Source organism: Chelativorans composti, from assembly GCF_039541695.1.
Lineage (GTDB): Bacteria > Pseudomonadota > Alphaproteobacteria > Rhizobiales > Rhizobiaceae > Chelativorans > Chelativorans composti.
In genome coordinates, this window is record NZ_BAABGS010000020.1 from 199,798 (window position 1) to 221,153 (window position 21,356).

24 protein-coding genes are annotated in these 21,356 nt (G+C 62.9%); 18 read left to right on the plus strand and 6 right to left on the minus strand.

Features of this window, described 5'->3' with window-relative positions:
- Window positions 1–189: 189 nt before the first annotated feature.
- Both ABD906_RS08355 and ABD906_RS08360 read left to right on the plus strand, forming a co-directional pair.
- Window positions 190–375 carry a DUF1192 domain-containing protein gene (locus ABD906_RS08355; RefSeq protein WP_345099043.1) on the plus strand — a complete coding sequence of 62 codons (186 nt, stop codon included), beginning with the start codon at window positions 190–192 and terminating at the stop codon, window positions 373–375.
- A 111-nt stretch (window positions 376–486) separates the two neighbouring features.
- A complete protein-coding gene (locus ABD906_RS08360; RefSeq protein ID WP_345099044.1) occupies window positions 487–1,728 on the plus strand; it encodes an MFS transporter in 1,242 nt (413 codons plus the stop codon).
- Between the two features lie 164 nt (window positions 1,729–1,892).
- Here ABD906_RS08360 and ABD906_RS08365 read toward each other — a convergent pair whose 3' ends face one another.
- Entirely contained in the window at window positions 1,893–2,075 is a 183-nt protein-coding gene (locus tag ABD906_RS08365) for a YdcH family protein (RefSeq protein ID WP_345099045.1), read from the minus strand.
- Window positions 2,076–2,297: 222 nt separating this feature from the next.
- Between ABD906_RS08365 and ABD906_RS08370 the strand changes: the two genes are divergently transcribed.
- From ABD906_RS08370 to ABD906_RS08390, 5 genes are all read left to right on the plus strand, one after another.
- The gene (locus ABD906_RS08370; protein WP_345099046.1) at window positions 2,298–2,501 is read left to right on the plus strand and encodes a YdcH family protein; all 204 of its coding nucleotides are present in this window, start codon (window positions 2,298–2,300) and stop codon (window positions 2,499–2,501) included.
- 43 nt (window positions 2,502–2,544) lie between these two features.
- Window positions 2,545–3,045: a 5-(carboxyamino)imidazole ribonucleotide mutase gene (gene purE, locus ABD906_RS08375; protein WP_345099047.1), complete on the plus strand. Its 501-nt coding sequence runs from the start codon at window positions 2,545–2,547 to the stop codon at window positions 3,043–3,045.
- Window positions 3,042–4,124, plus strand: coding sequence for a 5-(carboxyamino)imidazole ribonucleotide synthase (locus ABD906_RS08380; protein WP_345099048.1), 1,083 nt, complete (start codon window positions 3,042–3,044; stop codon window positions 4,122–4,124). The genes purE and ABD906_RS08380 overlap by 4 nt, the downstream gene beginning before the upstream one ends.
- Before the next feature lie 173 nt (window positions 4,125–4,297).
- The gene (ykgO, locus tag ABD906_RS08385; protein ID WP_345099049.1) at window positions 4,298–4,423 is read left to right on the plus strand and encodes a type B 50S ribosomal protein L36; all 126 of its coding nucleotides are present in this window, start codon (window positions 4,298–4,300) and stop codon (window positions 4,421–4,423) included.
- Window positions 4,424–4,596: 173 nt separating this feature from the next.
- Window positions 4,597–5,145 (plus strand): tetratricopeptide repeat protein, encoded by a 549-nt coding sequence (locus ABD906_RS08390; RefSeq protein ID WP_345099050.1) that lies wholly within the window; start codon window positions 4,597–4,599, stop codon window positions 5,143–5,145.
- 162 nt (window positions 5,146–5,307) lie between these two features.
- Here the strand turns inward: ABD906_RS08390 and pyk are convergent, their stop codons facing one another.
- Both pyk and ABD906_RS08400 read right to left on the minus strand, forming a co-directional pair.
- On the minus strand, window positions 5,308–6,744 hold the full coding sequence (gene pyk, locus ABD906_RS08395; protein WP_345099051.1) for a pyruvate kinase: 1,437 nt from the start codon (window positions 6,742–6,744) through the stop codon (window positions 5,308–5,310).
- A complete protein-coding gene (locus ABD906_RS08400; RefSeq protein ID WP_378188360.1) occupies window positions 6,741–7,214 on the minus strand; it encodes a DUF1036 domain-containing protein in 474 nt (157 codons plus the stop codon). Before ABD906_RS08400 ends, pyk begins: the two co-directional genes overlap by 4 nt.
- 144 nt (window positions 7,215–7,358) lie before the next feature.
- On the opposite strand from ABD906_RS08400, the gene ABD906_RS08405 reads away from it, so the two are divergent.
- The 4 genes from ABD906_RS08405 to ABD906_RS08420 all read left to right on the plus strand — a co-directional run bounded on the left by ABD906_RS08405 (window position 7,359) and on the right by ABD906_RS08420 (window position 10,476).
- Window positions 7,359–8,177 carry an N-formylglutamate amidohydrolase gene (locus tag ABD906_RS08405; RefSeq protein WP_345099076.1) on the plus strand — a complete coding sequence of 273 codons (819 nt, stop codon included), beginning with the start codon at window positions 7,359–7,361 and terminating at the stop codon, window positions 8,175–8,177.
- Window positions 8,170–8,478 carry a DUF1244 domain-containing protein gene (locus tag ABD906_RS08410; RefSeq protein WP_345099053.1) on the plus strand — a complete coding sequence of 103 codons (309 nt, stop codon included), beginning with the start codon at window positions 8,170–8,172 and terminating at the stop codon, window positions 8,476–8,478. The genes ABD906_RS08405 and ABD906_RS08410 overlap by 8 nt, the downstream gene beginning before the upstream one ends.
- Before the next feature lie 188 nt (window positions 8,479–8,666).
- Entirely contained in the window at window positions 8,667–8,927 is a 261-nt protein-coding gene (locus ABD906_RS08415) for a DUF2312 domain-containing protein (protein WP_345099054.1), read from the plus strand.
- 226 nt (window positions 8,928–9,153) lie between these two features.
- Complete coding sequence (locus ABD906_RS08420) at window positions 9,154–10,476, plus strand: acetamidase/formamidase family protein (protein WP_345099055.1); 1,323 nt, start codon at window positions 9,154–9,156, stop codon at window positions 10,474–10,476.
- A gap of 161 nt (window positions 10,477–10,637) precedes the next feature.
- Here ABD906_RS08420 and ABD906_RS08425 read toward each other — a convergent pair whose 3' ends face one another.
- Window positions 10,638–11,075, minus strand: coding sequence for an Lrp/AsnC family transcriptional regulator (locus ABD906_RS08425; protein ID WP_345099056.1), 438 nt, complete (start codon window positions 11,073–11,075; stop codon window positions 10,638–10,640).
- Between the two features lie 131 nt (window positions 11,076–11,206).
- On the opposite strand from ABD906_RS08425, the gene rocF reads away from it, so the two are divergent.
- Together rocF and ABD906_RS08435 are read left to right on the plus strand one after the other, a co-directional pair.
- Window positions 11,207–12,142, plus strand: coding sequence for an arginase (gene rocF, locus ABD906_RS08430; RefSeq protein WP_345099057.1), 936 nt, complete (start codon window positions 11,207–11,209; stop codon window positions 12,140–12,142).
- Complete coding sequence (locus ABD906_RS08435; protein ID WP_345099058.1) at window positions 12,139–13,212, plus strand: ornithine cyclodeaminase; 1,074 nt, start codon at window positions 12,139–12,141, stop codon at window positions 13,210–13,212. Before rocF ends, ABD906_RS08435 begins: the two co-directional genes overlap by 4 nt.
- Window positions 13,213–13,280: 68 nt before the next feature.
- On the opposite strand, the gene ABD906_RS08440 is transcribed toward ABD906_RS08435, so the two are convergent.
- Entirely contained in the window at window positions 13,281–14,114 is an 834-nt protein-coding gene (locus ABD906_RS08440; protein WP_345099059.1) for a ChaN family lipoprotein, read from the minus strand.
- A gap of 192 nt (window positions 14,115–14,306) precedes the next feature.
- On the opposite strand from ABD906_RS08440, the gene ABD906_RS08445 reads away from it, so the two are divergent.
- Complete coding sequence (locus ABD906_RS08445) at window positions 14,307–15,035, plus strand: transporter substrate-binding domain-containing protein (RefSeq protein WP_345099060.1); 729 nt, start codon at window positions 14,307–14,309, stop codon at window positions 15,033–15,035.
- Between the two features lie 44 nt (window positions 15,036–15,079).
- Here ABD906_RS08445 and ABD906_RS08450 read toward each other — a convergent pair whose 3' ends face one another.
- Window positions 15,080–16,285 carry an SH3 domain-containing protein gene (locus ABD906_RS08450; protein ID WP_345099061.1) on the minus strand — a complete coding sequence of 402 codons (1,206 nt, stop codon included), beginning with the start codon at window positions 16,283–16,285 and terminating at the stop codon, window positions 15,080–15,082.
- A gap of 230 nt (window positions 16,286–16,515) precedes the next feature.
- Between ABD906_RS08450 and leuB the strand changes: the two genes are divergently transcribed.
- The 4 genes from leuB (at window position 16,516) to pncA (ending at window position 21,171) form a co-directional block, all read left to right on the plus strand.
- Entirely contained in the window at window positions 16,516–17,631 is a 1,116-nt protein-coding gene (gene leuB, locus ABD906_RS08455; protein WP_345099062.1) for a 3-isopropylmalate dehydrogenase, read from the plus strand.
- 217 nt (window positions 17,632–17,848) lie between these two features.
- The gene (locus ABD906_RS08460; protein ID WP_345099063.1) at window positions 17,849–18,886 is read left to right on the plus strand and encodes an OmpA family protein; all 1,038 of its coding nucleotides are present in this window, start codon (window positions 17,849–17,851) and stop codon (window positions 18,884–18,886) included.
- Between the two features lie 578 nt (window positions 18,887–19,464).
- Window positions 19,465–20,499, plus strand: a complete 1,035-nt coding sequence (locus ABD906_RS08465) for an aspartate-semialdehyde dehydrogenase (protein WP_345099064.1) — start codon at window positions 19,465–19,467, stop codon at window positions 20,497–20,499.
- Between the two features lie 72 nt (window positions 20,500–20,571).
- Window positions 20,572–21,171 (plus strand): bifunctional nicotinamidase/pyrazinamidase, encoded by a 600-nt coding sequence (gene pncA / locus ABD906_RS08470; RefSeq protein WP_345099065.1) that lies wholly within the window; start codon window positions 20,572–20,574, stop codon window positions 21,169–21,171.
- Window positions 21,172–21,356: the final 185 nt, after the last annotated feature.

Consider the following 21,356-nt stretch of genomic DNA (forward strand, 5'->3'; position numbering starts at 1 on the left):
GAAGGTCCTTCAGACATCTCATCCACTCCTGAAACTCTGCCTCTTCGCGCCGTCCGATGCCGCCAGCCGGAAACCGAAGGCATCGGGCGCGCCCGCCGATTCTTTTCCGGCGAACCACTATGAGAGAATTTGCCTCCAAAGCCTATCCGTATGTATCCTCCATTCAAAGGACGGACGGAGGAGGAACTGATGGACGAGGACGTCCCGCCGCTAAAGCCAACCTACATGGTGGGCCAGGACATTTCGGCATTCTCGGTGGAGGAGCTGGCCGAATCCATTTCCCTTCTGAAACATGAAATCGCGCGGCTGGAGCGGGCGCGCGATGCCAAGCTTACCACTCGCAATGCGGCGGAGGCGCTGTTCCGAAGAAACTGATTACAGCGTGAATCTTTTCTTAGCGGTTCGACGTTAAATGGACACGTTGTCCATTCAGGCAGCGTGCTGTTCCGATTCACGCGTTGTCAGCGAGCATCAGGCGGATTTTCCATGCGTACATCTCTCGGTTCAATCATTGCGCTGCTGCTTGGAACAGCGTTCCTGCTGTCGGCTTCCGGCCTGCACGGCCTGCTGCTGCCGCTGCGCGGCCAGCTCGAAGGCTTCAGCACGACCTCGCTCGGCATTCTCGGAACGACCTGGGCCGGAGGCTTCATTGCGGGATGCTACCTCGCGCCGCGCCTGATCCAGCGCGTGGGCCATGTCCGTTCCTTTGGCGCGCTCGCCGCCTCGGCCGCCACCATCGCGCTGCTCACCGGCATATTCGTGGAGATCAACACCTGGATCGTGCTGCGTGCCTTCACCGGCTTCGTCATGGCAGGCGCCTACATGGTGATCGAGAGCTGGCTCAACGAACGGTCGACCAACGAATCGCGCGGCACAATCTTCGGCCTCTACATGATGGTGACAAACGCGTCGCTCATGCTGGGGCAGATGGGGGTGGCCTTCGGCGACGTGTCGACGCCCGTACTGTTCATGGTGACGGGCATCCTGTTCTGCCTGTCGCTGCTGCCGACCGCCGTGTCGAAGGCGCAGTCCCCCGCCCCGCTGGCCAGCGTGTCGCTCGACCTCAAGAGCCTGTACATCAACTCGCCGATCTCCGTGGTCGCCTGCATGCTGATCGGCGTGGCGAACGGCGCGTGGGGCACGCTCGGCGCGGTCTATGGCGCCCAGATCGGAATCCCGACCTTCTACATCGCCCTCATGATGAGCGCGGTCATGCTGGCCGGCGCCGTAGGCCAGTTTCCCATCGGCAAAATCTCCGACTATACGGACCGCCGCTATGTCCTGGTGGCAGCATCGGTGACGACGGCGCTGATCGGCTGCATCATCTTTGTCACCTCGCCGAGAACGCCGGAAGTGATCCTGGTGATGGTCAGCCTTTACGGACTGCTGGCCTACACGCTCTATTCGGTCGCGGTGGCCCATGCCAACGACCATGCACCGGCGGGATCCTTCGTGCAGGTATCGAGCGGCCTGCTGATGCTTTACGGTATCGGCACCATGATCGGCCCGGTGGTTGCGGGTTATTTCATGCAGATCATGCGGCCGGAGAGCCTGTTCCTGGCAACCGCGGCCGCGCATCTCGGCGTTGCCGGATATGCGGTGCTGCGCATCACGCGCCGTCCGCCGGTACCCACCGAAGAGAAGGAGAGCTTCACGACGCAGCCTGTCGACCGGGTCGCCACGCCGCAAGCGATTCTGCTCAACCCGAAGACCGACGCGCCCGAGTAAACCGCCGCGCTGGTGCAGCGGTGTCACCGCAAGGTGGGGCCGGCGCCTTGCAGATGCCTGAAGCGGGCACCGCCCTCCCGAAACGAACAGTGGCCGGACAGGCCGGCCACCGATCGCCAGTCTCACTGGCAAGTCGTTGAAATTGGCAGGGGGTCAGAAGACCGTCAGTGCCTGGTCTCCTGGGAAAGCCGAAGCTTCTCGATCTGGTCCTTGAGAGCCAGTTTGCGTCTCTTGAGATCCGCAATCTCCAGAGGATCCACAGAGGGATGCCGCATGGCTGCGTCGAGCTGGCGCTCCAGCTCTCCATGCTTGCGTTGCAGTTCTGCGAGATGGGCTTCAAGCGACATGATGGAACTCCATTTGTTTCCCGCGCCGCCGTTCCGCAATCGCCGTTCCGACGGCGCAATATCAGTCTGCCACCTTCTGACGACGATGTCGAATACATAACGGCAGCTTTCATTGACGCGGTGAAATGTGGTAGGGAATAAGACACGGTCATCGAACGTAACCGCGGCCTCTTCAGTGGGGGCTGAAGCCTGTGCCGCGAGGCAGAATGCACGGATTCAGACATGTCCGAACAAGATCAGGCTGCAATTCGCCTCGAATTGGCACGCCTCAAGCAGGAACACGCGGATTTCGACGCCGCGATCAACGCGATGATCGCGGTCGGGTGCGATCCCCTGCAAATCCAGCGCATGAAGAAGAAAAAGCTCGCGCTCAAGGACCGTTTGCAGCAAATAGAAGATCGTCTCATTCCAGACATCATTGCCTGAATCTTATGGGCCGGCGAGAGCCGGCAAAGAAAGCCTATTCGTAATGGAAAAAAGCACTGCTGATGTTGCCGTCATCATGGGCAGCCAGTCCGACTGGGAGACCATGCGGCACGCCGCCGAGACCCTCGAGGCGCTGAAGATTTCCTACGACGCCCGCATCGTTTCCGCACACCGGACGCCCGAGCGTCTCTATGAGTTTGCCAGGACCGCCAAGGAGCAGGGCTTCAAGGTCATCATCGCGGGCGCCGGCGGGGCGGCACACCTGCCGGGCATGACGGCGGCGCTCACGCCCCTGCCCGTGTTCGGCGTGCCGGTCGAATCGCGCACGCTCAAGGGCCAGGATTCGCTGCTTTCGATCGTCCAGATGCCGGCGGGAATCCCCGTGGGCACGCTCGCCATCGGGCGGGCGGGTGCGACCAATGCCGCGCTGCTCGCCGCGGCGGTGCTCGCCCTCAACGATCCAGAACTCGCGGCCCGACTTGACGCCTATCGGGCCGCGCAAACCGCCAGCGTTTCCGAACGACCCGTGGTGGACGCCCAATGAGCGCGCTGAAACCCGGTTCCGTCATCGGCATCCTGGGCGGCGGGCAGCTGGGCCGCATGCTGGCCATGGCCGCCGCGCGGCTTGGCTACAGGACCGCCGTTCTCGAACCCGATCCCAACTGCCCGGCGGCGCAGGTGGCAAACCACCACATCCGCACGGCCTATGACGACGCGGACGGGCTGGCGGAACTTGCCCGGATGTGTGACGTCATTACCTACGAATTCGAGAACGTACCGGTGGAAGCGGCCCGGACGCTGAGCGAAGGCAGGCCGCTGTTTCCCCCGCCGCTTGCGCTCGAAGTCTCGCAGGACAGGCTCACCGAGAAGACCTTCCTCAACGGCGAAGGTATCGCCACGGCGCCATTCGTCCCCGTCAACAGCATGAACGACCTGAGGCTCGGCCTCAGCACGTTCCGGAACCAGGGCGTGCTGAAGACCCGTCGGCTGGGCTATGACGGCAAGGGCCAGCGGGTGTTGCGCGACGCCTCGCCGGAGGAGGCCGAAAAGGCCTATGCGGAGCTGTCGGGGCATCCGCTGATTCTCGAAGGCTTCGTGCCATTCGTGCGCGAGATTTCGGTGATCGCGGCGCGCAGCCAGGACGGCGCGGTGGTCTCCTACGATCCGGCGGAGAATGTCCACCGCAACGGCATCCTGTTCAGCTCCACCGTTCCGGCCGCCATCACGGCGGAAACGCAGGAAGAGGCCAAGGCGATCGCCGGACGTATTCTCCACGGTCTCAACTATGTGGGCGTCATCGGCGTCGAGTTCTTCGTTCTGCAGGACGGCAGCCTGCTCGTGAACGAGATCGCGCCACGCGTGCACAACTCCGGCCACTGGACGGAAGCGGCCTGCGCGCTCTCGCAGTTCGAGCTGCACATCCGCGCCATTGCGGGCCTGCCGCTCGGCGACACGCGCCGGCATTCCGACTGCGTGATGGAGAACCTGCTGGGCGAAGACCAGAATCGCGCGCCGGAGCTTCTCCAGGAGCCCAATCTGGTGCTGCATCTCTATGGCAAGGCGGAGCCGCGACCGGGCCGCAAGATGGGGCACTTCACCCGGCTCATCCGGCGGGCGCTGTGACCTTCAGGCCGGAGTGCGATTCATTTCAATGAGTTGCGCTCCGGGGTGTTGACAGGCATGTCGCTTCTGGCTATGTCCCCTGCGAACCAGCGCGCTGACCAGCGCGCTTTTCTTTCCGGCCCGAAAGGGTCCCACAATCGGGCCGTTTGGGTCCGGGGCAGACGAGCAAGACCATGAAGATCAGAAACTCGCTGAAGGCGCTGAAGACACGTCACCGTGAGAACCGTCTGGTTCGCCGCAAGGGTCGCGTTTACATCATCAACAAGAGCAACCCGCGCTACAAGGCTCGCCAGGGCTAAGGTTCTCCGTCCGGAAATCCATCGATTCCCCGGACCGACAACGATACATACTGGCTGCATTGCAGGTCAGGCTGAATTTTCTTCCCTATCACCGCAGAGGCGACTATCATCGCCTCATGCGGTTTTTTCTGTTTCCAGCGCTACTGCTGAGCCTTTGCCTTTCGCTTCTCCCCGTGAGAGCGGAAACGGGCGATGTTGCGGCGACCGAACCCGGCGATTCCGCTCCCATCGCGCCGCAGGCGGCTCACCCGCTCGACGAGCTCTATCTGGCGCTGAAGGCGGAACGATCTGAACCGGCGGCCCGTCGGATCGCCAGCCGCATCAACAAGGAGCTGGCGAAGAAGGGCGGCGCCACGGCCGATCTCCTGATCGAATGGGCCACGAAGGCTATCAAGGAGAAGAACTACACGGTGGCCAACGATCTGCTGGATCAGGTCATCGTACTCTATCCCGACTACGCGGAAGGCTGGAACAACCGTGCACTCATGCATCTGGCGGCGGGCAACTACGCCATGGCGATTTCCGACCTTTCCCAGGCGCTTACGATCGAGCCGCGCCATTTCGGTGCGCTGAGCGGGCTGGCCGGAATCCTGCGGATGACCGGCAAGGAAGAGGTGGCGCTGGACGTCTACCGCCGCCTGCTCGAGATCTATCCGCAGCACCGGGCGGCGCAACGCGCCGTCATGCAGATTACCGAAGGACTGACCGACGAGGCGATGTAGGGCGCAGGGGCCGCCGGCTCGAAGATTCACATGGAGCGCCCCGCCGAAGCACTTCCACTCTCGTGCCGAGATTGTCGAAGCGCGGTAAACGGCCGCGCACCTCGACAAGCTTACCCTTCAACCGCTTGCCCTTCGACAAACTCAGGGTAAAGGGGATCCGGCTTACAGCGCGCCGAAGCCGTCCGCCCCCACGTACGCAATGCGAAGCATGTTGGTGGCGCCGGGTGTGCCAAGCGGAACGCCCGCGGTGATGATCACGCGGTCTCCAGGCTGGACGAACTCTTCCTCATAGGCGATGCGGCAGGCGCGATCGACCATGTCGTCGAGGTCGCTGGCATCCTCCGACACGACGCAATGCGTGCCCCAGACGAGGCTCAGACGACGGGCGGTCTCCACCACCGGCGAGAGAGCGATGATCGGCACATGGGGCCGCTCGCGAGCGGCGCGAAGGCCGGTCGTGCCCGAGGACGTGTAGGTAATGATGGCTGACAGCTTCAGCGTCTCGGCGATCTGGCGGGCGGCCAGCGATATGGCGTCCGCACCGGTCGCCTGCGGCTGGGTGCGCTGGGCGCTGATGATCGTCTCGTAGGTCGGGTCGCGCTCGACCTGATGGGCGATGGAGTCCATCATGGCGACGGCCTCGACCGGATAGGCGCCCGCCGCCGATTCGGCCGATAGCATCACCGCGTCCGCACCCTCGAACACCGCCGTGGCGACGTCCGAAACCTCGGCGCGGGTCGGGACAGGCGCAGAAATCATGGATTCCAGCATCTGGGTCGCAACGACCACCGGCTTGCCGGCGACACGGCATGCGCGGGTGATCTGCTTCTGAATGCCGGGCACGGCCTCGAGCGGCATCTCCACGCCCAGATCGCCGCGGGCGACCATGATGGCGTCCGCCAGTTCGATGATCTCGGGTAGGCGCTTGACGGCCTGAGGCTTCTCGATCTTCGCCATCAGGGCGGCGCGGCCGCGGGCGATCTTGCGAACTTCCGCCAGATCCTCCGGCCGCTGGATGAAGGAGAGAGCGATCCAGTCCACGCCGGTCGCCAGAACGGCATCAAGGTCGCTGCGGTCCTTCTCCGTCAGCGCGCCAACCGGAAGTTCCGTGTCCGGCAGGCTGACGCCCTTACGGTCGGAAATCTGGGTGCCGGCGACCACGCGGCAGCGGATGAAGCCCTTCCCGGTCTCGATGGTCTTGAGCTGCAGGCGGCCGTCATCGATCAAAAGACGGTGGCCGGGCTGAACGGAGGCGAGAATCTCCGGGTGCGGAAGATAGACCCGCGTCGAGTCGCCGGGCTCCGGATTGTCGTCCAGGACGAATTCCTGGCCGACTTCCAGCGCAACCTTCCTGTCTGCGAAGGTGCCCACGCGCAGTTTGGGTCCCTGAAGGTCGGCCAGGATGCCGATGGGACGCTCAACGCGGCGCTCGACGTTGCGGATGCGCTCCACCAGAGTGCGCATCAAGTCGTGGTTGGTGTGACTCATGTTGACGCGGAAGACATCCGCGCCGGCCTGATACAGCTTCTCGATCATCGCCTCATCGGACGAGGCAGGCCCAAGCGTGGCGACGATCTTGACCTTTCTGCGACGCTTCATTGACTGGATGCTCCAGTGACCGATGTGTCGGCAGGCGACTGCCCATCCGTAAGCTGAACCATCCAGTTCTCCTGTTCTCCGGTATCGTATTCCTGGAAGCCGGCCCGCTGGAAACCGCGCGCGAAACAGTCGTTCACGCCGGAAATCTTGAACTCCTTGTCGGAGACGCACATCTGCACCGGACCGGACCAGCGCCCTCCCCGCGTCGCATCTTCGGCATAGAGATAATAGTAGCGCGACTGCAGCGGCCCCTGGATGATCGTCTTGCAGTTCGAGGGTTGTATATGCCACCACCCCTCACTGACCCAGCCAGCGGCGGTCCGATAGCCGATCGAGACCCCGACAAGGCTCTGGGTGGAGTTGCACACCCGAAGATCAGCACGTGCAGGCGATGAAACGGCGATGCCCGCAGCCGCTAGCAGCACTGGAAGGCATATCCGCCATACCATGGACAACCCTTTCTGAAGCATCTTTCGACTCAGCACGTGAGCGACAATCTGGGTTTTGTGTGTAAAGTCTGCGCACATGTCAACGCGCGAAGCTTATGATACATCGGACGTTGGAACCAATTGTCGATCCTGTCCCCGCACGACCCGCTGGCGAACCAATTCCCGATGATGCCTCCTTCACCATTCTCTCCCTTTGAAATCATAGACGGCGATCGAAGCAAGGGCCTCGTCCTCGTCTCGGATCACGCGTTCAATCTTGTTCCCGAGGAATATGGCAATCTCGGGCTGCCGGCGCACGAATTCCAGCGACACATCGCGTATGATATCGGTGTCGAGGCCGTCACGCGGAAACTGGCGGCACTCACCGGCGCGCCCGCGGTGATGGCACGCTTCTCCCGCCTGCTGATCGACCCAAACCGGGGTGAGGACGATCCCACGCTCATCCGCCAGCTGTACGACGGAACGGTCATCCGGGCAAATTACCCGCTGGCGGAAGAGGAACGGCAGAGGCGCATCGAGCGCTTCTACCGGCCGTATCACGGGGCCGTCGCCGAGACCATCGCGTCGGTGGCAGAGGCCACGGGCGCGGCACCGCTGGTGATCTCCGTCCACTCGTTCACCCCGTTCATGCAGGGGCGCGAACGGCCCTGGCACGTCGGTATCCTGTGGGACAGGGATCCGCGCGCGGCGAAGCCGCTGATGGCGTCGCTGGAGAAGATCTCCTGGCTCGTCGTCGGCGACAACGAACCCTATGACGGGGCGCTGCGCGGCGATACCATGTACCAGCACTGCACGCTCAAGGGTTATGCGCACGCGCTGATCGAGATCCGGCAGGACCTGATCGTCGCCGAAGCCGGGGCCATCGAATGGGCCGAACGGCTGACGCCCATCCTTGAAGACATCAACCGCCTGCCTGATATCCATAGAGTCGAGATGCACGGTTCGCGAACCGGGCCCATCAGCAACGGAGATCAGAATGACTGAACTCACCGACGAGCAGCGCAGGGACTTCGAGGCCGCGGCTTTCCGCCGGCTCGTGGAACACCTACGCCAGCGCACCGACGTGCAGAACATAGACCTCATGAACCTCGCCGGCTTTTGCCGCAACTGCCTGTCGAACTGGTACAGGGAGGCGGCGGAGGCGCAGGGCGTGCCACTGTCGAAGGACGAATCGCGCGAGATCATCTACGGCATGCCCTATGCCGAGTGGCAGGCGAAATACCAGCGAGAGGCCACGCCGGAACAGCTCGCCGCCTTCGAGCAAAACCGCCCGCGCGATCACTAATGCGATGCGCAAACCTGCCCGCCGAGTAACCGGCCGCCCGCGGTTGCGGTCGCGGTAGGGCTTGTGCGGGCCGGCGCGGCCAATCGACCGGCGAGCGTCTTCGGCTTGATTTTGCCCAGAAGCTTCGGCATCCATCCGTTAACCATTTCCCGCCAAATTGCGCGAAAGAATCTCAGCCGGAGCAGAGCATGAACGACGTTGTTAACGAGACTTCCCAGACCGTGGCGGCTGGCCAGCTGCGCGCATTCGTCGAGCGCATCGAGCGGCTGGAAGAGGAAAAGAAGAGCATCTCGGAAGACATCAAGGACGTCTACGCCGAGATGAAGGCGCAGGGCTTCGACACGAAGGCCGTGCGGACCATCGTGCGCCTGCGCAAGAAAGATCAGGCGGAACGGCAGGAGGAAGAGGCAATCCTCGACCTCTACAAGGCCGCCCTCGGCATGGTCTGACGACTCCGCTCCACAATATTTCGCGGAGCACCCAAGTTTTTGCGACCAGGGGAGACCATTGGTGTCCGGGCTCATCATTGCGTGAGCCCGCACTCCCCAGGCTTGCACCGGCAATGCTGGCGGCGGTCGAGGATGCCGCCATACGGCTTTCGGCCAGTTCTGCTTGTGCTTTGATCTTCTGGATATAAACTGAACTTTCAAACGTTCAGAGCCGGGGGAGCCTGTCATGACTGACGGAAGCAAAGCGAACGGTTCGGCCAAACGGAGCGTTGTCGTCAACAGCTTCACGAACGGTGTGCTCGATCCGGACGGACCGATGCTCGGCCCCGTCGAAAATGGCGGGACGATCATCGCGAATACGGCGCCCGGATGCTGGGGGCCGATGATCACGCCAAGCCTGCGCGGCGGTCATGAGGTGACGCAACCCGTCCTGGTGGAAGGCGCGGAAGTCGGAGATGGCGTGGCCATCCGCATTCGCGACATCACGGTGACCTCGATCGCAACTGCCTCCGGTCACGACAGTTCGCCTTCGGGATATTGCCTCGGCGATCCCTATGTCGCCGCACGCTGTCCGACCTGTGACACGGTATGGCCCGAAACCCATATCGAAGGCGTCGGACAGGATTCCGTGCGGTGCAATGTCTGCGGCAATCCGGTAAAGCCTTTCGAGATCGTCCACGGCTACACCGTGACTTTCGATGAAACGCGTACCGTTGGCCTGACCGTGCCGAAGCAGGCCGCAGAAACCATGGCGAAGCAGGCTGCCCACTTCTCGGCGCTGCCGGATGCGAGCCGCCAGCACTCGATCCTGAACTTCGCACCTTCCGACATGCCCGGCACGATAGTGCGGATGCGGCCCTTCCTGGGGCAGCTCGGCACTTGCCCGTCCATCGCCATGCCCGACAGTCACAATGCCGGAGATTTCGGCGTGTTCCTCGTTGGCGCCCCGCACGCCTACGGCATCACGGAGGAACAGCTCGCCCAACACAAGACCGACGGCCATATGGATATCGACGCGGTGCGCGCCGGCGCGATCCTTGTATGCCCGGTCAAGGTAAAGGGCGCCGGCATCTACATTGGCGACATGCACGCGGGTCAGGGGGATGGAGAAATCGCCGGGCACACCATGGACGTGGCCGGCAGCGTGACCCTGCAGGTCGAGGTGGTCAAGAATTATCCGCTGGACGGCCCCGTCCTCTTCCCGCAGGAGGAAGATCTGCCACCGTTGGCGCGGCCCTTCACCGAGGCCGAAAAGGCCAATGCGCAGCGTCTGGCGGCGCAATGGGGTGTCGCGGAAATCGAACCTCTGGCGCCGATTTCCGTCATCGGGACAGGAGCCAATCTCAACGCAGCCATCGAAAACGGACTGGCGCGCGCGGCGAAGCTGCTCGACGTGACCGTCGCCGAAATCCGCAATCGGGCCACGATCAACGGCGCAATCGAAATTGGCCGGGCGCCGGGCGTGATCCAGGTTACGTTCCTCGCGCCGCTCAGCAAGCTTGATGCGGTCGGCCTCGGTAATTATGCCCGCGAACAGTACGGGCTCTAGGTCCCGCCGCCAACATGCAGTTCCGGCCCAGCCCGCAGGACGAGAAAGCCGGCTGACCGGCCTAACCGGCAGTGAATGACAGGACAGTGATCAGGTCCGTGCATCCGTACGGGCCTTTTCTTTTTCCGAAACGGTGCCGAGCCCGGCAAAGCAGCACCAGTTCAAAGCCGCGCCCCGGTAGACCTCGGGGTGGCGAGAAGAAGATTGGTCTCCGACGAGATGATGCCGGGGATCATGCGGATCTCGCGCAGAACGGAATCCAGCTCCGTCAAGCTCTCCACCGCAATCTCGATGATGAGATCCCACTTGCCGTTGGTCGAATGGATGGCGCCGACTTCGGTAAAGCCGGAGAGCGCCTCCACGACCTGATCCGACATCCGGCCCTCGACCTCGATCAGAGTGATGCCCCGGACCGGCATGGAGACCACGTCGGACCGTAAGACAACCGTATAACCCACAATGTCGCCACGCTGCTCGAGCTTCTCCATGCGGCTGCGGACAGTGGCGCGCGAAACCTTCAGCTCGTCGGCGATCTCCGAAATGCTCCGCCGGGCATTGTGGCGAAGAATCGTGATCAGACGCTGGTCCAGTTCATCCATATCGACTTACCATTTTGGTTAGTAATGCATTCTATATTGCGAAATATTGCATAGCAAATTGTCAAGCTGGCCTGTTCAGACCGCCTCGAAAGATTGATACGATTCCCGCAAGTTCCTTTGGAGGAGGACGCATGGAGGCCAGGCGGTGCATCCTGATCGGGGCGCCAGTTCAGGAAGGTGCGGGGCGTCCCGGCTGCGACATGGGGCCAAGCGCCCTGCGGGCGGCCGGGCTGCGCGAGGCGTTGCGCGAACTCGGCTTTGAGGTCGAGGATCGGGGCAATGTCACGCCGCCCCCGCCGCCGCCAATCACCCATCCGAACCCGGCAGTGAAGCAGCTGCCGGAGGTGGCCGCCTGGACGCGCGCGCTCGCTGAGGCGGCCTTCGAGGCCTCGGGCGCGGGATTTCCCATCTTTCTCGGCGGAGACCACAGCCTGTCGGCCGGAACCGTTGCAGGCGTCGCGCGCCACATGGCCCAGGAAGGGCGCGGGCTGTTCGTGCTCTGGCTGGACGCGCATGCCGATTTTCACACGCTGGAGACGACCACCAGCGGCAACCTGCACGGCACGCCGCTCGCCTGTCTTACCGGCCAGCCGGGCTTCACCCCGTTCATGCCGGAGCTTGCGGCCCGCGTGCGGCCGGAAAACGTCTGCATGCTCGGCCTGCGCAGCGTCGACCCGGCCGAGCGCATTGCGCTCAATGAGGCCGGCGTGACCGTCTGCGACATGCGCGCCGTGGACGAGGAAGGGCTGGCGCCACTGCTGCGCGCCTTTCTCAAGCGTGTGGCCGCGGCAGACGGCGTCCTGCACGTCAGCCTCGACGTCGATTTCCTCGACCCGGACATCGCGCCCGGCGTGGGCACGACCGTGCCGGGCGGAGCAACGCTGCGCGAGGCGCACCTCGCCATGGAAATCCTCCACGATTCGGGCCTGGTGCGGTCGCTCGACCTCGTGGAACTCAACCCCTTCCTCGATGAGCGCGGCCGCACCGCGCACCTCTTGGTAGACCTCGCCGCAAGCCTCATGGGCCGGCGCATTTTCGACAGACAGACCCGGAGCTTCCTGCAATGACGATCCATCCCAAGCTGAACGTGGTCCCCTTCGTCAGTGTCGACCATATGTTGAAGCTGGTCCTGAAGACCGGCATCGACACCTTTCTGAAGGAGCTGGCCGCCTACATCGAGGAAGATTTCCGGCGGTGGCCGGTGTTCGACAAGACGCCGCGAGTGCCCGCGCATTCGCCCGAAGGGGTGATCGAACTGATGCCCACCAGCGACGGCACGCTCTACAGCTTCAAGTACGTGAACGGCCATCCCCAGAACCCGCGCGAGGGACGGCAGACGGTCACTGCCTTCGGGGTGCTGTCGGACCTGCACAATGGCTATCCGGTGCTGCTCAGCGAGATGACCATCCTTACCGCGCTGCGCACCGCCGCCACGTCGGCGCTCGCCGCCAAGTACCTGGCGCGGCCCACCGCCCAGACCATGGCGATCATCGGCAATGGCGCGCAGAGCGAGTTTCAGGCGCGCGCGTTCCAGGCGCTGCTCGGCATCCGGAAGCTCCGGCTCTATGACCTCGATCCCGCCGCGACCCGCAAGTGCGCGCGAAACCTCGAAGGGCTCGGCTTCGACATCGTTCCGTGCTCAACGGTCGACGAGGCGGTGGAAGGCGCGGACATCATCACGACCATCACGGCCGACAAGCGCAACGCCACCATCCTGACCGACAACCATGTCGGCCCCGGCGTCCACATCAATGCCGTGGGCGGCGACAGCCCGGGCAAGACCGAACTCAGCCGGGAGGTGGTGCTGAAGTCGGCCATCTTCGTGGAATTTCCGCCCCAGACGCGTATCGAGGGCGAGATCCAGCAGCTCGCGCCGGACCATCCGGTGACGGAGCTCTGGCAGGTCATCACCGGCGCTGCAGCAGGCCGCGCCAGTGAGCACCAGATCACGCTGTTCGACAGCGTCGGCTTCGCCATCGAGGATTTCTCGGCCCTGCGCTACGTGCACGACAAGATCAGCGGGCCGGCGCTGTTTGAGGAGCTGGACCTACTGGTGGACCCGGACGATCCGAAAGACCTTTACGGCATGCTGGTGCGCTGCGAACAGGCGATGTTGCCCAGGGCCAAAGCCAGCTGAGAAGTCAGCACCGCTGCCTCTCTTGCGCTCTCCGGCCGGAGAAGCGGTTCTCTTTTTCTGGAACCGCCCTACCCCCCGGCCCTGTTCGTCGTGTCCAGGCGGAAGATGGCGTCAGCGATCGGAATTTCCTCCGGCGTGAAGTCTTCGTCGGAAGGCAGCAGGACGGACACGCGCGATACGCCCAGGTCAGCAAGCTGATACGGCGTGCCGTAGCCATATTCCAGATGACCGCGGCCGATGATGCCGACGACAAGCGCTTCCGGATCGGCCTCGAGCGCGCGGACGATGTTGCAGGCGAAAGCGCGGTCCCAGGTCTGCTGGGCGCGGACGAAACGGTCGAAGGCCGGATCCTCCGCCGACTTCGCCGCGCGGTCAGGACGCGGCCCGCCCGTGATGTCGAAGAGATACTGGCGGTAGGCCATGGTGGCAGGCTTGGCGGGCGTCAGTCCGTCGCGCTCAGGTTCCGGAATGGCGTCCCAGCCCTCCTTGCCGACGCGCGTCACCAGCGCACGGTAGCAGTTGAGCGCCAGCATGGGCACCCGGAACTGGCGGCAGAAATGGAACAGCGGCAGATAAAGCTCGGGATCGAAGCCCCAGACACTCTGCCACTCGGCCCTTTCAAGAAAGGCCCTCGCGTCGAGCTCTCCCGCCACGAAGGCATCGAGCGCGGGCTGCACCCGCCGAGGAAACATCTCGAAACCCATAACGAGCCTGCGGCCGGTGGCTAGAAGGCCGGCAGCCACATGCAGCTGCCAGCGATGAATGTCATAGCGATCGTGGGTTTCGCCCAGCAGCACCGCCTGCTGCCTTGCTGCGCGGGCGATCACCTCGGCATGGCTGATCAGCGATCCGCTCCTGGGATCAAGCCAGGTTCCGGCGGAGTGGACAATGGTCTCCGTCATGCGACCAGTTTCGGCAAATCCGCCGGGATTTGCAAATGGGGGCATCGCGGAAGACCGGCTCCGGTAGCGGATCCGCCAGGCTCATCTTTTGTCACGTTGAACAGAGGGAAACAGACGGCTATTCAGCGGCTCAAGAGGCCGATGCGCGGGTGGGCCGGAGGAGTGCCCTCCCGCCAAGGACAGGAGGGGGGCATGACGGTGACGGACGAACTGCGGCAGGCGTTTGCGCCCACGGGCGTTCTGCGGGCGGCGCTCAACCACGGCAACCGCGTGCTGGTTTCGCGGGACGAGAAAGGCAACGCCCAGGGCATCACGGTCGACCTCGCCCATGCGCTCGCGGAAGAACTGGGGCTGCCGCTCGAGTTCATCCATTTCGAGAAGGCGGGAGACGTGACCGCGGCCGCCACGCAGGGCGTCTATGACGTCTGCTTCCTCGCGGTGGACCCGGCGCGCGCCGAGACGATCTTCTTCACTACGCCCTATGTGCAGATCGAAGGGCGCTATCTGGCCTCCGCCTCCTGCGATACCCAAGACGCGGAAAGCCTCGTGGCCGAAGGCCTGAAGGTGGCCGCCGTGCAGGGCAGCGCCTATACCCTGGAGCTTTCGCGCAAACCAGGTGCGCAGAACCTCGTGCTGTTCCCCGATTTCGCCAGCGCCATCGAAGCCTTCGACACCGGCAAGGTGCCGGCGATCGCCGGCATTGGCGCGGTGATGGAGAAGGAAGCCGCCTCGCGGCCCGGCTCCCGCGTGCTCAAACCGCCGTTCATGACCATTCGCCAGGCGATGGGCATGCCGCGCGGCCGTCCGCTGGCGGAGGAGTATCTCGCCCGCTTCGTTCTTGAAATGCTGAAGAGCCGACGAGTTGGCGAGATCCTGGAGCGCCACGGCATCTCCGCCGACTGCGCGCCGAGGGTTGGCTGAAGGACAAACACCGGAGAGTTTGCACCCACGGTTCTGCTATTGATCTAATTGCAACAGACCTTCCTAACGTACGTGTTTGAGTAAGTTACGAACGAGTCGCTCGGAATTGCCTTGTTACCCTTCAGAATCCGGAGCAGTTCCTTGGCTCGACTTTCCTCAAAAGTGCCGCGGAGGGTTACCGCGTACCAGGCATTGGTAGCAAGATACACATCGACCTGGAGAGACGAGGTTTCCGCGAACGTCAGGGCGTCGTACAGGTTGTCGAAGCTTTTGATCTGGACGTGACGGTGGTCGAACGGACCGCTTTCGAATTGATCAACATAAACCCACGTGTGATGCATATAGCCGGTGATGTTTCCGACCCGAACACGATACCACCTGTCTCGATCGCCCAGAATGGTGAGCGGTGTTCCGTTTCGAAGGATGCCGACATCAGCCGCCTTGCCATCTGCAGCAACCTTCATTGGAGCCCGCCCCTTGGGATGACGAACCCGACCTGTCCGCGCGACCGGAGTCGTCGGCTGACCCTCTCGTGCACCGCGTGCGATCTGGCTTGAGGGAGGCGGCGGGGCCGGAGGAAAAGCTTGTAACCGCGACGGCGGCTCCGGAACAGCTTGCGGCGCCGTTCCTGCCGGCGCGGGTTCGGCGGGAGCATGTGCGACTTCCGTCATGTCCGTCGTGACAACACGGTATTGCTCCATCTCGCTCCGGGAGAGATAACGGATGTCGTCACTGTCGTACTTCAGCGAAAGTTTCAGGAGCGAGGGATCAACGCCCATCTCGCTCATGTAGATCATTACTTCCGCCGTCAATTCCTGGACTTGGGAAACGGCCTCTTCAGCAGACAGCAGATTGCTGTTTCGGAACGAAGACTTGTGAACGCCGATCGAGCCCGCTTCAGCATAGCGAAAGACACCTCCCATGAAAGCCAGCGAGCAGGCTGAAGCGCATTCCTGCGTTCTGAACTGGAATGTGGCGAGACCAAGCGAGCGTATCAGGCGTCCAAGTTCCATGGCCTTGGCCACGTTACCGCCAACAGAATCGAAAGTAACTATTGAGGCATTGTGGGTGCGAACCAGCCGAGAGAATTCACCAAGTTCGTCATTATAGGAGAATGAGCCTTTCACCAGAATGAAACTCACCCCATCAGGTGTAGTGTCCGGAGCATAAGTCAGGTCCGCATGAGCCTGCCCCACTCCCAACGTCCCCATTCCCAGACACAGTACCAGAATACGCAGAATTGTACGCATGACCCGCCCCTTCACCATTCTAGAATTGTCCGGTGAGGAGCGGGCCGTCAATGACTTCCAAATAAGGGTCCAAGGTACGTTCAGGAGTTGGGCACGACGCCCGTTCAATAGACCAGCCATTCGTCGCACGTTTTCCAAAGAGTACCGTTTGACCTCATACTGATCTTGCAGATCGCCTGACAGGCGATTAGCAAGAGGCCCGGTTATCTGATCAAAAGGCAGGATCATCCATGGCAACGCGCAAGCTTTTTCTCCTTCCTGGTGACGGTATCGGCCCTGAGGCCATGGCCCAGGTCTCCCGCCTCATCGACGTGATGAACCGCGAATTCAACGCCGGGTTCGAGACCGAAACCGGCCTGGTCGGCGGCGCCGCCTACGACGCCCACGGAAAGGCCATCTCCGAAGAGGACATGCAGCGCGCGCTTGCCGCGGATGCCGTGCTGTTCGGCGCAGTCGGCGGACCCAAGTGGGACGGCGTTCCCTACGAGGTGCGCCCCGAAGCGGGCCTCCTGCGCCTGCGCAAGGACATGGAGCTGTTCGCCAACCTGCGTCCGGCGATCTGCTATCCGGCGCTGGCCGCTTCCTCCTCGCTCAAGCCGGAGGTGGTCGAGGGCCTCGATATCCTCATCGTGCGCGAGCTCACCGGCGGCGTCTACTTCGGCGAGCCGAAGGAGATCATCGAGCTGGGCAACGGCCAGAAGCGCGGTATCGACACACAGGTCTATGATACGTTCGAGATCGAGCGCATCGCTTCCGTCGCCTTCGAGCTGGCGCGCACCCGCCGCAACAAGGTCTGCTCGATGGAGAAGCATAACGTGATGAAGTCGGGCGTCCTCTGGAAAGAGGTCGTGACGGCCACCCACAAGGCCAAGTACTCCGACGTGGAGCTGACCCACATGCTGGCCGACGCGGGCGGCATGCAGCTCGTCCGCTGGCCCAAGCAGTTCGACGTGATCGTCACCGACAACCTGTTCGGCGACCTGCTGTCCGACGTGGCCGCGATGCTCACCGGCTCGCTCGGCATGCTGCCGTCCGCCTCGCTCGGCGCGCCGGACCCGGCAACCGGCAAGCGCAAGGCTCTCTATGAGCCGGTGCACGGCTCTGCACCGGACATCGCCGGCAAAGGCATCGCCAACCCGATCGCCATGATCGCTTCCTTCGCCATGTGCCTGCGCTACTCGTTCAACATGATCGAGGAAGCCGACCGCCTCGAGAAGGCAATCGCTGAAGTGCTTAACGACGGCCTGCGCACGAAAGACATCATGTCCGAGGGCAAGACCGAGGTGGGCACCGAGGCCATGGGCGACGCCATCATCGCCAAGTATCTGGCGCTCGCGGCGGCCTGACAGACCGGCAACACTGCGCAACCCGACGGCCCTTCGCTCCGCGAGGGGCCGTTTTCGTTTGGCCGCCGCGCCACCGAGCACGGACCTCTCGTAGTATTACTAATTTGACAACGACCTCACTTCGGTGGCGATACTAACGTGTTCATCGAGCGCAACTCGGTGTCTGCCTTGCGAATATACATGTTCCCGTTCGCCACTCTCAGGGGGGAGATGCACCTTGATCAGATCCGTTCTCTTGTCCGTCGCCCTGCTGGCCGGCGCAGCCGCGACGATGACTGCGCATGCCGCCGACTATCTGAAGGTCTTTGAAGAAGACCAGCCCGGTGCGAAGGACCATCCTTTCACGGGACGCTACGGCGACTCCAAGATCCTGCTGCAAAGCGTCACCGCCTATGACGAAATCGTGCTGCCCTCCGGAAAGGCTTCCAACGAGGGGGGCAAGCATTTCACGGAGACGCTGCGGGCCGAAGGCAAGATCACCCGCACGGTCTACATCACGCCGCGGGACCGGTCATCGCTGGAGGTGTTCCGGAACTTCTACGATCAGCTTGCAAACGCAGGCTTCCAGATCGTGTTCGAGTGCGCCAAGGAGGAATGCGGCCAGCCGTTCAAGGAACTGAGATACCACTGGAACAATAAGTCCACGCACGTCAGCAGCCCGGAAGTGACGGGTGACCGTGCACGCCTGGTACAGGCCGTGTTCGACGGCGCGCACGACATCCGCTACGCACTGATGAAGAAGGACGACAACACGCTGGCCGCGCTGTTTGTGGCGCTCAACCGCGGCGGCAGCTTCGGCGACATGTCCACCGCGCTCAACGAGCGCGTGACGGCGCTGGTGGAGATCGCCGAGCCTCGCGCGATGGAAAACCTGATGCGCACGGTGGACAGCAACGAAATGGCGACCAAGATCGCCAGCACCGGCAGCGTGGCGCTCTACGGGCTCTACTTCGACACCGACAAGGCAGAGCTCAAGGCGGAGTCCGAGCCGCAGCTCAACGAGATGGTGACCTATCTCCAGGGCAACGATCTCAAGTTCTACGTGGTCGGCCATACGGACAGTCAGGGCAGCCTCGACTACAACCTCGACCTCTCCAACCGCCGCGCCAAGGCCGTGAGGGATGCGCTGGTGGCGCGCGGTATCGCCGGAGACCGGCTCGAGGCGCGCGGCGTCGGCCCCCTCGCCCCGGCCGCACCCAATGAGGATGACGAGGGCCGCGCCAAGAACCGCCGCGTGGTGCTGGTCGCGCGGTAGGGCGGCTGGCTCTGGATCCGGATGCGAATTGTTCTTCGCCTCATCCCAAGCCCGTCGAGGGATGAGGCAAAGACTGCAGGTGCCTTCTGGAGCCGTCGCCCTTCGGCGGGCTCAGGATGAAAGTCTCCGCGACCGTCATACGGCCGAGCCATTGAGCGTAGACGGGTAAAGTCGTACTGCCTGCCAAAGGGTGAGACCGTTCCAAGGCAAAGGGGTTCAGAAAACATCGCGAAACGCCACCCTTGGCATGGAGCGAATGGCACACCATGTACGGAGCCGCGGCTTCGCGTATAACAATTGACTTCGGGGCAATTCTGCGTAAAAAGCTGCGCGAACGGAGATCGCTTGGTCATGTGCGCCTATCATGCGCTTGTCATTGCCAGCCAAAGAGACGCGGCCGACGGCGGCAGCGCGTGTCTCCGCTTTACCATAAAAACGACGGCCAAAACGACCCTCAAAACGGTCTAATCTTTCCTGGCTCGCTCGTTCTCTCCCCGATGCAAGCCGGGGAGGAAAAGAGCCCGCAGGGCCGGCGGGTTTTGATCCGAAGCTAGCGGAGAGAACAGGAGTGATGTCTCATGGGTTTTAAAGTCGCTGTCGTGGGAGCAACCGGCAATGTCGGCCGGGAAATGCTCAATATCCTGGAGGAGCGCGGTTTTCCGGCTGACGACGTCGTCGCTCTGGCTTCCCGCCGCTCGCTCGGCACCGAAGTCTCTTATGGCGACCGGACTCTGAAGGTCCAGGCGCTCGACAACTACGATTTCTCCGACACCGACATCGCCCTGATGTCCGCGGGCGGCTCCGTGTCCAAGGAATGGGCGCCGCGCATCGGCAAGCAGGGCTGCGTTGTCATCGACAACTCCTCGGCCTGGCGCTACGACGCTGACGTTCCGCTGATCGTGCCGGAAGTGAACCCCGACGCGATCGAGGGCTTCCGTAACCGCAACATCATCGCCAACCCGAACTGCTCCACCGCGCAGCTGGTCGTGGCGCTGAAGCCCCTGCATGACCGCGCCACCATCAAGCGCGTCGTCGTGGCCACCTATCAGTCGGTGTCCGGCGCCGGCAAGGAAGGCATGGACGAGCTGTTCGAGCAGACCCGCGCCGTGTTCGTGGCTGACCCGATCACGAAGAAGAAGTTCACCAAGCGCATCGCCTTCAACGTCATCCCGCACATCGACGTGTTCATGGAAGACGGCTACACGAAGGAAGAGTGGAAGGTGATGGTCGAGACCAAGAAGATGCTCGACCCGAAGATCAAGCTCACCTGCACCGCCGTGCGCGTGCCGGTGTTCATCGGCCACTCGGAAGCCGTCAACATCGAGTTCGAGAACCCGATCACGGCGGAGGAGGCCCGCGAGATCCTGCGCGAGGCGCCGGGCTGCCTGGTCGTCGACAAGCATGAGGACGGCGGCTATGTCACGCCCTACGAGTCCGCGGGCGAGGACGCCACCTACATCAGCCGCATCCGCGAGGATCCGACCGTCGAGAACGGCCTCAGCCTGTGGGTGGTGGCCGACAACCTGCGCAAGGGTGCGGCCCTCAACGCCGTGCAGATCGCCGAGCTGCTGCTCGAGCGCAACCTGATCACGCCCAAGAAGAAGGCCGCCTGAGCCTGACGATTTCCGGAAGGGCGCTCCGCAAGCCAGAGCGCCCTTCCTTCATTGATCCAAGGGGGTGTTACCATGGCCGAGGAAGCTCTGGTCGTTGTCGACGTGCAGAACGATTTCTGTCCCGGCGGCGCGCTTGGCGTCGAGGGCGGACATGACATCGTTCCCATCATCAACCAACTCATGGGCGAGTTCGAGCACGTCATCCTGACACAGGACTGGCATCCGGCTGACCACTCGAGCTTCGCCTCGCAACATCCCGGCAAGGCACCGTTCGAGACGGTGCAGATGCCCTATGGCGAGCAGAAGCTGTGGCCCGACCACTGCGTGCAGGGCACGCACGGCGCCGAGTTCCACCCGGACCTGGTGACGACCAGGGCCGAGCTCATCATCCGCAAGGGCTATCACCGCGAGATCGACAGCTACTCCGCGTTCTTCGAGAACGACCGCACCACGCCCACCGGACTTGCCGGGTATCTCCGCGAGCGCGGGATTTCCCGCATCACGCTCGCCGGCATCGCGACGGATTTTTGCGTGGCCTATTCGGCGCTTGACGCGCGCAGCCACGGCTTCAATGTCACCGTGCTGCTGGAAGCCTGCCGCGGCATCGACCTCAACGGGTCGCTTGACGCCATGATCCGGCAGATGCGGGATGCCGGCACGACGATTCGCTGAACATAACCCATTGTTTTGACACGTTTTACATGTGCCGCTCCGCCAGGGGCGGCACCGCGATGGGGTACGCGTTTCGGTCCTGACCTGTCCGGGAATTTCCTACCAGTAAGGACTAGAGATTCTGGCCTCGGATGTTAATTCGTTGGTCAGGTTTCCCACAAACTCGTGTGGGGTTTGGTAATTCA